Source organism: Thioclava electrotropha, assembly GCF_002085925.2.
In the GTDB taxonomy this organism is placed as follows: domain Bacteria; phylum Pseudomonadota; class Alphaproteobacteria; order Rhodobacterales; family Rhodobacteraceae; genus Thioclava; species Thioclava electrotropha.
Genome location: NZ_CP053562.1, coordinates 1435903 through 1448530, shown reverse-complemented (window position 1 = coordinate 1448530; position 12628 = coordinate 1435903). Strand labels below are relative to the sequence as shown.

The 12628-nt window shown below is 58.1% G+C and carries 9 protein-coding genes; 3 read left to right on the top strand and 6 right to left on the bottom strand.

All coding sequences use genetic code 11. The features are described 5' to 3' along the window. The first annotated feature begins 34 nt into the window (after positions 1-34). The 3 genes from AKL02_RS06890 to AKL02_RS06880 all read left to right on the top strand — a co-directional run bounded on the left by AKL02_RS06890 (position 35) and on the right by AKL02_RS06880 (position 4997). Positions 35-1210: an aminotransferase class I/II-fold pyridoxal phosphate-dependent enzyme gene (locus AKL02_RS06890; RefSeq protein WP_083074989.1), complete on the top strand. Its 1176-nt coding sequence runs from the start codon at positions 35-37 to the stop codon at positions 1208-1210. 97 nt (positions 1211-1307) lie between these two features. Further along, positions 1308-2402, top strand: coding sequence for a GTP cyclohydrolase FolE2 (gene folE2 / locus AKL02_RS06885; protein WP_083074987.1), 1095 nt, complete (start codon positions 1308-1310; stop codon positions 2400-2402). Between the two features lie 144 nt (positions 2403-2546). Continuing rightward, positions 2547-4997: an ATP-dependent helicase gene (locus tag AKL02_RS06880; RefSeq protein WP_083074985.1), complete on the top strand. Its 2451-nt coding sequence runs from the start codon at positions 2547-2549 to the stop codon at positions 4995-4997. Here the strand turns inward: AKL02_RS06880 and AKL02_RS06875 are convergent. The 6 genes from AKL02_RS06875 to AKL02_RS06850 all read right to left on the bottom strand — a co-directional run bounded on the left by AKL02_RS06875 (position 4994) and on the right by AKL02_RS06850 (position 12597). Continuing rightward, positions 4994-6664, bottom strand: coding sequence for a recombinase family protein (locus tag AKL02_RS06875; RefSeq protein ID WP_083074982.1), 1671 nt, complete (start codon positions 6662-6664; stop codon positions 4994-4996). The two genes, AKL02_RS06880 and AKL02_RS06875, sit on opposite strands and share 4 nt — an antisense overlap. Further along, positions 6661-6831, bottom strand: coding sequence for a hypothetical protein (locus AKL02_RS06870; RefSeq protein ID WP_165756914.1), 171 nt, complete (start codon positions 6829-6831; stop codon positions 6661-6663). The genes AKL02_RS06875 and AKL02_RS06870 overlap by 4 nt, the downstream gene beginning before the upstream one ends. A 296-nt stretch (positions 6832-7127) precedes the next feature. Beyond that, positions 7128-10739, bottom strand: coding sequence for a YobI family P-loop NTPase (locus tag AKL02_RS06865; protein WP_083075570.1), 3612 nt, complete (start codon positions 10737-10739; stop codon positions 7128-7130). A 375-nt stretch (positions 10740-11114) separates the two neighbouring features. Beyond that, positions 11115-11450, bottom strand: coding sequence for a hypothetical protein (locus AKL02_RS06860; RefSeq protein ID WP_083074980.1), 336 nt, complete (start codon positions 11448-11450; stop codon positions 11115-11117). A 107-nt stretch (positions 11451-11557) separates the two neighbouring features. Next, entirely contained in the window at positions 11558-11998 is a 441-nt protein-coding gene (locus tag AKL02_RS06855; protein WP_133051916.1) for a hypothetical protein, read from the bottom strand. Positions 11999-12108: 110 nt separating this feature from the next. Next, positions 12109-12597, bottom strand: coding sequence for a hypothetical protein (locus AKL02_RS06850; RefSeq protein ID WP_083074974.1), 489 nt, complete (start codon positions 12595-12597; stop codon positions 12109-12111). Positions 12598-12628: the final 31 nt, after the last annotated feature.

Sequence of the window (12628 nt, the reverse complement as noted above, 5' to 3'; positions counted from 1 at the left end):
CCCAAGCCGCGACAGACCGCCGCAGGAGGCACCGATGACCGAGCGCAAGACCCGCACCAAACTCGTCCATGACGGCATCCGCCGCAGCCAATATGGCGAACTGGCCGAGGCGATGTTCCTGACGCAGGGCTTCGCTTACCCCTCGGCCGAAGCCGCCGAGCAACGGTTCCTGAACGCCTCCGACGATGAGTTCATCTATGCGCGCTACGGCAACCCCACCACGCGCATGTTCGAAGACCGGATGGCCTCGATCGAAGGCACCGAAGACGCTTTCGCCTGCGCCTCCGGCATGGCCGCGATCAACGGCGCGCTGACCTGCCTCGTGAAGGCGGGCGATCACATCGTGGCCGCGCGCCAGATGTTCGGGTCCTGCCTGCATGTGCTGAAAGTGCTGCAGGGCTTCGGCGTGGATGTGACGCTGGTCGATGGCACCGATCTCGACGCGTGGCGCGCCGCGATGCGTCCCGAGACGAAGGTCTGCTTCTTCGAGAGCGTCTCGAACCCCGGCCTCGAGGTGATGGATGTCGAAGGCATCGTGAAAATCGCCCATGAGGGCGGCGCGATGGTGGTGGTCGACAATGTCTTCGCCTCGCCGATTTTCTCGCGTGCGGTGGAACTTGGCGCAGATGTGATCGTCTATTCCGCGACCAAGCATATCGATGGCGGCGGGCGCGTGCTCGGCGGTGTCGTGCTGGGTTCGAAAGAGTATATCCGCGGTCCGCTGGAAACTTACGTGAAGCACACCGGCGGCGCGATGAGCCCGTTCCATGCCTGGGTTCTGCTGAGCGGGTTGCAGACGCTCGATCTGCGGGTGCGCGCGCAGGCGGCCAACGCGGCGGCCGTGGCCAGCGCCGTGGCAGGTCATGAGAAACTCGCCCGCACCGTCTATCCCGGCCTGATGGATCATCCCCAACATGCATTGGCGATGGAGCAGATGGGCTCGGGCGGCACGATGCTCGCGCTCGACCTGAAAGGCGGCAAGGAGGCGGCGTTCCGCTTCCTCAACGCGCTGCAGATCGTGTCGATTTCGAACAACCTCGGCGATGCGAAATCCATTGCGACCCATCCGGCGACGACGACCCACAAGAATCTGTCGGAAGAGGAGCGGGAGGCGATCGCGATTACCCCCGGTCTGATCCGCATTTCGATGGGCATCGAGGACGGGGGCGATCTGATCGCCGACATCAAGGGGGCGCTCGACGCGGCCTGAACGGGGTGAACCGATTGCCGCGAACCGGCGTATTGTCTTGGACATCGCCCTCAAAAACCCCATATCTGGCGGGACCGGGCGCACCGGAGGACAGGATATGAACGTGCAAGGCAGGATCGAGACCCCCGACAATGACGACGCGCGCGCCGCGCTCGACGTGCTGCGCGCATGGGCGGCGAAGGCCGATCCGGTCGAGGTCGCACAGCTCGATCCGGCGATCGCGCGGCTGCTGCCGGGGCACGAGGTCTCGAACTATCCCGATCTGAGCCGCGACTATGACGCGGATTTCGAGGCGGACGAGACCTACAAGGCGACGATGCCCGACCTGCAGAACGGCCCGTCCTCGCTGATCGTGGGCGCCCATACCCGGATCGAACATGTCGGCATCTCGAATTTCCGCCTGCCGGTGCGCTTCCATACCCGCGACAATGGCGATCTGACGCTGGAGGCCTCGGTCACCGGGACGGTCAGCCTCGAAGCGGAGAAGAAGGGCATCAATATGTCCCGCGTGATGCGCAGCTTCTACGTCCATGCGGAGAAGACCTTCTCCTTCGAGGTGATGGAAGCCGCGCTCGACGACTACATGGATGATCTCGAGAGCTTCGACGCCCGTCTGATGATGCGGGTCTCCTTCCCGGTGAAGCGGCCCTCGCTGCGCTCCGGGTTGGAAGGCTGGCAGTATTACGATATCGCGTTGGAACTGATCGAGACGGCCGGGGTGCGCACCAAGGTGATCCACCTCGACTACGTTTATTCCTCCACTTGCCCATGCTCGCTGGAGCTGTCCGAACATGCCCGCGCCAGCCGCGGCCAGCTGGCGACGCCCCATTCGCAGCGCTCCGTCGCGCGGATCTCGGCGGTGGTCGAGCCCGGCGAGGTGCTGTGGTTCGAGGATATGATCGATCTCGCCCGCGCCGCCGTGCCCACCGAGACGCAGGTCATGGTCAAGCGCGAGGACGAACAGGCCTTCGCCGAACTGAACGCCGCCAACCCGATCTTCGTCGAGGATGCCGTGCGCGCCTTTGCCGAACGCCTTCTGGCGGATGCCCGTATCGGCGATTTCCGCATCGTCGCCAGCCATCAGGAAAGCCTGCACAGCCATGACGCCGTGGCGATGCTGACCGAGGGCGAGACCTTCGCATCGGCCAGCGTCGATCCGAAGCTGTTCGCCACGCTGATCCATCAGGGCTGAGAACGGGTGGGGGCTCTGCCCCCGTCCTGCGGGCCCCCGGGATATTTTCGCAAGAGCGAAGACGGGCGCTGAAGCTTACGTTAGGCGAACAGATGCCGAACATGCCCCTTTCCCTCTGAAGGCCGAACCGCTAGATTGCCTCCCATGAATTGGGCTGATGACGACGATCCGTATGAAGGGGCTGCGAGCCTGTCGCAACGTGCCATGGCGGGCGCCATGCAAGCGCGGAGCGCGCCGTATCTCGAGAAACTGAACCCCCAGCAGCGCCAGGCCGTCGAGACGCTCGACGGGCCGGTCTTGATGCTGGCAGGCGCGGGCACGGGCAAGACCTCGGCGCTGACCGCGCGGATCGCGCATCTGATCCACACCGGCCGCGCGCGCCCGAACGAGGTGCTGGCGGTGACCTTCACCAACAAGGCCGCGCGCGAGATGAAAGAGCGTGTGGGCCGCCACCTGGGCGGTGCGATCGAGGGGATGCCGTGGCTTGGCACCTTCCACTCGGTCTGCGTGAAGCTGTTGCGTCGCCACGCCGAACTGGTGGGGCTCAAGTCGAATTTCACCATTCTCGACACCGACGACCAGATCCGGCTGCTCAAGCAGCTGATCGTGGCGGCGAATATGGACGAGAAGCGCTGGCCCGCACGGCAACTAGCGGGGCTGATCGACGGCTGGAAGAACAAGGCGCTGACGCCCGAGAAGGTGTCGGGCCGCGAGACGGCGGCTTTCGACAATCGCGGCTCCGAGCTTTACGCCGCCTATCAGGCGCGGCTGAAGACGCTCAACGCGGTCGATTTCGGCGATCTGCTGCTGCACATGGTCACGATCTTCCAGACCCACGGGGATGTGCTTGCGCAATATCAGCGCTGGTTCAAATACATCCTCGTCGACGAGTATCAGGATACCAACGTCGCGCAGTACCTGTGGTTGCGGCTTCTGGCGCAGGGGCACAAGAACATCTGCTGCGTGGGCGATGACGACCAGTCGATCTATGGCTGGCGAGGCGCCGAGGTCGGCAACATCCTGAAATTCGAGAAGGATTTTCCCGGCGCCGCGGTGATCCGGCTGGAGCAGAATTACCGCTCGACCGCGCATATCCTCTCTGCCGCCTCAGGGCTGATCACGGCCAATGAGGGCCGTCTGGGCAAGGAGCTCTGGACCGAGGCCGAGGGTGGCGAAAAGGTGCGCCTGATCGGCCATTGGGACGGCGAGGAAGAGGCCCGCTGGATCGGCGAGGAGGTCGAGGCGATCCAGCGCGGGACTCGTGGCAATCCGCCGATCAGCCTGAATTCGCAGGCCATTCTCGTGCGCGCCTCGCATCAGATGCGCGCTTTCGAGGACCGTTTCCTGACCATCGGTCTGCCCTATCGCGTCATCGGTGGCCCGCGCTTCTACGAGCGGCTCGAGATCCGCGACGCGATGGCCTATTTCCGCCTCGTGACCTCCCCTGATGACGATCTGGCTTTCGAGCGGATCATCAACACGCCCAAGCGCGGCCTTGGCGACAAGGCGCAGCAGCGCATTCAGGTCGCCGCGCGCGAGAACGGGCTGAGCCTTCTGGACGGCGCGCGGCTCCTGGTGGCCGAAGGCGCGCTGTCGGGCAAGGCGGGTGGGCAGCTGCGGCTGTTCGTCGAGAATGTCGCGCGCTGGCATGAGGAGGTCGTGCAGGCCTCGCCCGCGACCGCCGTGACCCGGGCCGAAGATGACGACCTGCTGATCGAGCCCGCCGAGGATGGCGTCTCGCCTGCAAATGACCTCAGCCATGTGCGTCTGGCCGAACGGATCCTCGAGGAATCCGGCTATGTCGAGATGTGGCAGAACGACAAGACGCCGGAAGCGCCCGGGCGGCTCGAGAACCTCAAGGAACTCGTCAAGGCGCTGGAGCAGTTCGACAATCTGCAGGGCTTCCTCGAACACGTCGCGCTGATCATGGACAACGACAAGGCCGAGACCGAGGAGAAGGTCTCGATCATGACGCTGCACGCGGCCAAGGGCTTGGAATTCCCCGTGGTCTTCCTGCCGGGCTGGGAGGACGGGTTGTTCCCCTCGCAGCGCTCGATGGATGAAAGCGGGTTGAAAGGCCTCGAGGAGGAGCGCCGCCTGGCCTATGTCGGCATCACCCGCGCCGAGGAGCTGTGCACGATTTCCTTCGCAGGCAACCGCCGCGTCTACGGCCAATGGCAAAGCCAGATGCCCTCGCGCTTCATCGACGAATTGCCGCCCGCCCATATCGACGTGCTGACGCCTCCGGGCCTCTACGGTGGTGGCATGAACGGGGGCGGCTTCGGCGGGTCTTCGGCGATGGAAGACCGCGTCTCGCGCGCCGATGTCTACAATTCGCCCGGCTGGCGGCGGCTGCAGAACGCGCAATCGCGCGGGACCAGCCAACCGCGCGAGGCCCGCCATATGGTGATCGACGCCAAGGGCGAGAGCGATTACGAGATCGGCGACCGGGTCTTCCACAAGAAGTTCGGCTATGGCGAGGTGATGGGCTCGGAAGGCGACAAGCTCGTCGTGGAATTCGACAAGGCGGGCGAGAAGCGTCTGCTGTCGAGCTTCGTCGTGCCCGCCGCCGATGCCGACGACGTGCCGTTTTAACCCTTCTCCCTTCGCCTTGGCGCAAATATCCCGGGGGTGAGGCCGTCAGGCCGAGGGGGCAGCGCCCCCTGCCTAACCGATAGTTGCCGCTTGGCACTGAAAATATCGACGATACTCGGCGTAACACCCCCGGCGGAAAGCAAAGCGCCGAGATCAGAAACGATCTCGGCGGCAAGCGCATCGGGTGCATCAGGGGCGGGTCTCAACTCGACCCGCCTTATGAGTTCTCGCAAATGTTCGTTGGCCTGGTGAACAAGTTCGGGGTCGGCGAGCAGTGTCTCGAGTTCCTGCACCGCGCGGGCAAAGAGCGTAGCACTGTCGGTCGGAAGTTGCGGCAGGACCGCGCGGGTCTCCTGATGCTGAGACAACTCGGCTTCGAGATCGGCGATCTCGCGTTCAAGGTCCTCCGCGCGCGATTTGTAAGCGCTGTAGGGTGCGCCTTGCTCGATCGCATCGAAGATGCGCTGGCGGCTCGTGCGCGCTTTCTTAAGACGTCGCTCGAGCCGCGATACGGTGTCTGTGCCCTGATCGTTTGCCAGCGTTTTGTACTCCGCCTTGAGCGCGGCGTCGAAGCTTGCGGCCAGCTCCGATGTCAGAAAGGTACCACGGAGCTTCGCGAAGACACGCGCCTCAATCCGGTCGCGGTGAATAGTTGTCTTGTTATCGCACGCGCCTTTGCGCGCCTCACGGCATCCGAAATGGGTTCGGCCAACTTTCACATAAGTCGCGCCGCAGCAGCCGCAGACCAGCAGACCGCTCAGAAGATGCTTGCTGCGCCGGGCCCCTACGGGGTTGCCTTTGCTTCGGGTCTTCGCGGCTTGGATCGCAAGCTGCCCCTCCACTCGCTCCCACAGGTCTTGATCGATGATCCGCAGCGCCGGGATCTCGATCTCCGTGGCCGCACTCGGGGTTTCGAAGACCTCCTTGCTCCCGGTTTCCGGATGGTAGCGGCGTGAGGTTTTCGCGACGCTTGCGATGCCGATGTACAGACGATTGCGCAGCATGCCTTCGAACCGTGCCGGGTTGCCTCGGACGGTGCTGATATCCCATGTGCCGCCGCGCGGCGCAGGAATGCCGTCTTTGTTCAGCCGCTTGATGATCGCCTGGGTCGAATGCCCGTCCGCGAACTCGCGAAAGATGCGGCGCACAACTTCGGCCTCCTCGGGGTCGATCTCGCGGTTGAGCCCGTCGTCGCCGTCACGCTTGCGGTAGCCGTAAGCGCTCGTGTGAAGCCGTTTCCGGGTGAGCCCCTGCACCATGCCACGGCGCGTGTGTTCACCGATCATCTGCGCATAAAGCTGCGCGCCGAGCGCGTTGATCAGAACTTTGAAAAAGTCCTGCTGACCTTCGGCGACAGAGTAAAGCTCGGCCTGCTGGAACTGGAACAGCTCGTAATGATTGAGCGCGTCCGCGATCTTGCGGGTGAGGCGGTCGACGGCTTCGATGACGATCGCATCGACCTGCCGCGCGTTGACCGCAGCGCACAGCGCCTGGAGACCTTCGCGGCGCGTGTTGCGTCCGGATTTCTCGTAATCCGTGAAACGATGGGTCACCACCCATCCGCGCTCCTTGGCAAACCGCTCCGCCATCGCGACCTGATCGTCGATCGAAGTCTGCTTCTGGAGACCCGAGCTGTAGCGGGCATAGATTGCGACACGTTTCGTCATTGTGCTGTCTCCTTCTGAGGCGCGGCGGGGCTGTTGGCGGGGATCGTATTCGCGAGATCCCGAACAACAGCGCGCGCCAGCAGCCGCGCAATCGCGTTGCAGGCTAGTGGCACTGTCGTCGCTTCATCGAGCGTATCGTTGGCGGCGGTAATGGGGGCGGATGGCATGGTAAGCTCCTTAGTATCGGTGTCCTACTAAGGAAGCTGGGTTCATCGGTCAGAGCGCGGAAACGCGACCACTAAAAAACTGAAATTTTCGCCTCAAGACGGACAACAAGAAACTCAAGTTCAATGTGAGCTCGCCGGAGCGTTCATCTCAGGATTGAGACCTGCTCAATACAGTGCGGGAAGCAGCTCTTCTTTGCGTTGAGCTAGATTGACCGCTTTGTACCTTGAGAGCCTATTGAGCCAATATTCATCGGCCTAGCTTACTCTCGCAGTTTGCCAAGCTCACTGGACGCGAACTAGCTGCGGTAAAGGTTCACTCTTATGTCGTTTGAGAAGAGACCGCCTTCGCTCCAAGAGGAAATGATGCCTCGCGCGTCAAGCCACCTGACCAATTCGAGATTCTCGCGGGTGTTTTTCAATCGCGGAATACCGTAACCAGTCTTAATTTCGGAATATGGTTTCGGTAGCTTGGCCAACACAACGCGCAACTCTTCGTTCGTTAACAGAGTATAGCATTTGTTCAGTAAAGAGATTTGCGTTGTTGTGGATTTTGAACCGTCTATCAAGGCCTGAACAATATCTGCATTAAGGTCGAACAAACTGACGTCTGCACCAGCGATGATAGGTCCAATGAGAGCTGATCGGTCAGGTCGGCTTGCGAGCGCAGTCAGGTCCATCATCTTGACAATTTCACCCTTGGAAGCTTGATCAATGCCAGTTTTCAGAAGCTGCTCCCGGAAATCATCATCAAGTGAAAATTCGGCTGAATCCGCGAGATATGCCTTTATGTTGTTAGCGACGAACTGCACCTGCAGATCGCCTTTCTCAGCAAGCGCGTCAAAAACTGCAGTAGTGAATACGAGCTTTTTTTCTTCTATCAATATCCGAATTTTGGATTGATCGATTTCCTCCGGAACAAACTCAAACTGTCGCGGCAACGCCCGAACGTACTCGGTGTATGCAGCATCAGACAGAGAGCCCGCGCGAACGAGAAAGAGACGCAGCTTTTTTGCTTCCGAGTCATCCGGTATAGGGTGTTTCAAGATAGCTGATTGCACGTCGTCACGGTCGAGATATTCGATCAGCCGCTCCGCTTCAAACCCCTTGCTCTCGAGGAACGAAAGACAATTCACCCAAGATGGCTCGATTGAATTTAGATGGAAAAATATGGCGTACAGGCTTTCTGGCACGCCGTCTAAGGAGGGAAGTTGAGTGAATTGCCGCTCAAGAAATTCACTCAGAACATCTTGGGAGATCGTCTCCCGGCGAACCACATCAAGAATAGCTGGTTCGTCCTCCATTGAGTTTTCTGGGAGCTCTAACACGATTTGGCGCATGTAGCTATCGAAGTCTCGCTCGACCCTATTCAGTAGGATCGGGTTTTTCAAAGAACGAATCGTTGTGAAGTTTTTCTCGTGCAACGGCCGCAGATCCGTTTCTCCTAAGAGCGAGCTGTATGCATAATCGAAGTTTTCAATGGTAAGCTCGAACAGACCTGCTTTCCACATTGTTTGTAAAGCATCCGAATGTTCTTCAATTGCTGCAAGATCTTTGACTTCAAAGTTGAGGGCCTGAAGGTGGTCAGCTTCCAGCTCAGGACTTCGTGAGAGAATCGCCTGCAGGTTTTCAGCTACAAAGTGAGGTAGACTTTCAAAATCGCTAGCGAGTCTCTCAAGTGAACTGACAGGTAGCCTCACAACAAGCTCCGCAACATGACTGAGATTATTGGGACTGGCGATAACAGCTGAGACGAAACCCTTCCAAGTTGCCGCGAGCCTGGCTAGCAGCGCTGTGACATGGCTACCGCTGGTATAGTAGGCATCGAAGAAGCCTTCACAGCCATCGAAATCCGAAGAGACTAATCCAATAAACCTCTGAACTTGTTCTGGGTAGCGACTCGGGTCACTCAACAGGCAGTCAACGAGATTCACGTTAAGGATATACGTTTGTCCAAAATCTTCGTCACGCATTGCCGCGATGACTTCTCTTGGGTTGTCGACAGGAAAATCCGGCTCAGGAGTGACAAACGCGCGTATCTGGATCAGGAATTTGTTGTCGTTTGGTGAAAGGCGACCGGAGTGGAACAGAGACGTATATTGATAGTAAGTATCGTCTAAATGCCCCTCCAAGATCAAAAACCGAGCAAGATCTCCGTTTTCCTTAAAGCCGTCGAAGAGGTGACCAATATCACTAGCGTTCAACCGCAAAAGTTCATTTAGCTTAGTTGTACGAAGAGATGCGATCTTCGACCTAAGCTCGTTGATCCTGTGTAAGCTATTGTTCTTGTAATCAGCTGCTTTTCTCTCGATCTCTCTTTTGCGCTGCTGATAGGACTTTCCGGGAGCAACGCTGTCTGGAACGCTAGAAATATCGAATTGAATATTTTGGTTGTGTTGATTGCGACCGCTGATGCGTGTTGCGTCGATCAATTGCTCTAAGGCACTATGCTCAGGAAGCTGCGAAAGTAGGACTGGCGTTTGCCCTTCCACCCGAATGCTGATGATGCTAGCTGGAAGCTTCTCGATAAAGGCCATAGCGTATATTTGACGCAATTCTTTTAGATCTAACGGGGTCTGACGATCTGCAGCGTTGATCTCTTTTTCGAGTTGGGCGATCTCTGCTTTGTAAGTCGCTTCTCCAGACCGAACCAGGTCTTCTTGGTGACGTAATATCTGAGCGAATTTACCTTCCCCGCGGTGTAATTGCTCAAAGTCTTTCGGGTGTACATTTTTATATATTATGACCGCTAATAGTTTGTTTGCGTCAAGCAAACTATCCTCGTCTGCTTCGAGGTTTGCAACATATATCGCATACTCATTGAATATGTTTTGTATTAACCGAAGATCGTTAAGATATCTTGACACCTCTCTGATGAACTGACGATTAAGACGGTTGTCGAGCGCTAGCCTTTTGCCTTGTTTCAAGACCATGTCAATGGAATTTGAAGAATTGATGATCGGAATAACTGGTATGATAAACTCAAAGAACTTTGTTCGATCCGTGTTTGCGAACATGTCATCGCGCAAGGCATAGAGAAACCTTATGGTGCGTTTCACACCTGCATTTTCGTTCACCAAACTGTTTATCTCACGCAGCGTAGTGAATATCTCTGAGTCGTTGAAACGATCCAAGTCTTCTATAATCACCAGATTATAGGAAGTTGATTGGAAGAAATAGATGATCTCATCCAAGTGACGGTTTAAAATAGATTCTTGATCTTCAGCAGCAGGACGTATCTCGATATCTTTCAGGGATAGGCTTTTGAGTGATACGCCAAAGCTAGCCACGTAGAAGTGATGAAAAGCTGTCCACAGAAAGACAGAAGCGATCGTGAAAATACTTAAGTTAACCCAGTTACCAAAAGCGAATGGATCGAAGAATGCGCCACTAAGGACGTCGTCTCGATAATGAAATACGTAAAAAATTGATGCTACGCCAAGCACCATGTATAGGGAGGTGAAAATTGACCAAAAACCAGGGGACTGAATCCTCTTGAAACGTGATAAAGGTAGCCTATTCGCGTCAGCGCCGTATAGCATCTGCTGAAGAATGCTTCTCTCTATTTCTTGACGGGTGACATCTTTGCTAACCGCACCTTCATCTGTAGTGAACGTGGCCAGAGATATGTGCAAAGCCTTAGGTCGGTGCTTGCTCAAGTAGGATTGGATAATACTGCTCTTCCCGGAGCCATAGGGCCCGGTAAGTGCGATGTTCTTGACCTTAGTGTCATTAATGGCGAATCCAATGGCTTCGGCGTAGACACCTGCTTCATCGGCCTCATCTGTTGGCGCAAGATTCACGAATTTTGACTGCGTTTCTGCGGACCGGCCTACCCGTTCCAAAAAAGCAGCTGAAACGCTTAGTCTCTCTGCAAACCAATGAACAAAAGCGATAAAGAATGTTCTCATCGATATGGAGTAACACATTCCGTGCACGAAGAAAATATAGCGCAAACGGGTGAGCTCTTACGCAGTTTATGGCGAGCGTCTGCATTCTCTTCACCGGCGGCAATTTGGGTTGTCAGCTCTAGCAAGGACCAAAGCCGACGTTTTCAATGGCGCAGTCCAAGGTTCGCAAAGGACCGATCGCGTCTTGTTCTAAGAGTAGTTACGCGCCAAGCATCGCGCAAACCAACAGCCTTGAACGCAGCGACGCTTGGATTGGAGGGAGTGTGGACGCGCCGGTTTCGGTTGAGTGTGGAGCATATGCGGAAAGGATTTGTTGGCGCGCCCAGGCGGGTTACCACCGCCATCTCTTCTACGCCGTTCGGCGTCATATCTTCATCATGCGGCTCGCTGGAAGCTGGTCGCGCGCTCGGCGCCGAGACCCAGAGAAACGCGATACGAGCCATTGATTGCGTCGCGCAGTCGACGCATCGCGCTGTCGAGTTCGCGTGCAAATCGTTCTTCGGGTTCAATCCGCGCAAGGTGGCGCAGAATCTTCGCACCCACCTCCCGAAAATCCTCAACTAAGACGTCGCCCTTGATCACGAGTCGCTCGCAATAATCCCGGTCGCGCTCTGCTCCCCGGAGAGCGTCAGCTGGCAGCGCATCGAGAGCGTCGATTGCCTCGCGCGCCATGGTGTTCACAGTGTCGATCAGGCTCGGTTTCTGAAACATCGGACATCCTTTTCAAACTGAACTGCGGGCGCTGCGGCCCTCATCGAGGGGCCGCAGCGGTTGCGGTTCAGCCGATCCCGTCAGGATCATTTCTCGCAAATTCGCGATCACGCATCGCAGCGCATCTCGCCGAGCGCATCGAGCGCCTTCTGCGCCCAATATGCTTGCCCCTCGAGCTGCGTGTGGATCTCTCTCAGATCTGTCGCGACGGCGCGCATCGCAAGATGCGGCGGGGCCTCTTCGACGGAGAAACGCGGTCCGAGCCGCATGTATCCGTCTTCGAGGTAGGCCCATTCGAGCGCGTCATCGAGCGCGATGAGAGCTCGCGTGATCAGCGTTCGGGTGCGGCCGTTTGCTTCCGTCAATCGTCCGATCAGCGAGATGTCTTCGAAACCGGTGAAGAGCAACCAATCGTCGAGAAGCGGCGCATTCTCGAGATCTTTCGGGGGCGGCGTCGCAGTCGCTCCGTGAACGACGTTTGCGAGCACACTACGCTCTTTGCGAAGCTCTTCGGGGGTGAGTTCAGACGGGTGTTTATCATGAGTCATATGTGATCTTTCGAAGAAAATTGGGGGTCAGGAGACGAAGCGGGGCTGCAAGATCCGTCCGCCTCGGTGAGAAGGCGGACGGACGCTACAGCCCCGATCGGCGGCGCGCCTTAAGGTTGGATGAGAGGTTTCGGGCGGTAGATTGCGACGCGCGCCCTCAGCCGTGATCGGACTTCACGCGGTGCGGCTGTGAGCAGCGTCTCGACCGCCTCGAATTGTTCGCGCTGCGCCGGACCCAGGCGCCCGATACGAGCATTGCGCTCGAACAGGTCGGACCCGGTCGCGATGAAGAGCCGATGCGATGCGCGGAACATGGTGGGACGATAAAGCCCACAGGCGGCCGCCTGGTCGTCATCGGCGATGACGATGTCATCTTCCCGCAGCAACCGGCCCTCCGGGCTGACACCGGGCGCGACGATGTTCATCGGTGCATCGCCGATCAGCCCGCGCGAGAGGAGCAAGCAAGGACGCGTGCCGGGCGGGATGTCGAACTCGCCATCACGTTTGCGGTCGGAGCCATAGGGGAAGCGCATCAGGAAGATATCGCCGGGCTTGAGTTGGCCGCCGGGAAGCAGCCGAAGGTATCGGTCGTGGAGCATGAGTGCCTCGTGTCGTTGAAAAGAAAAACGA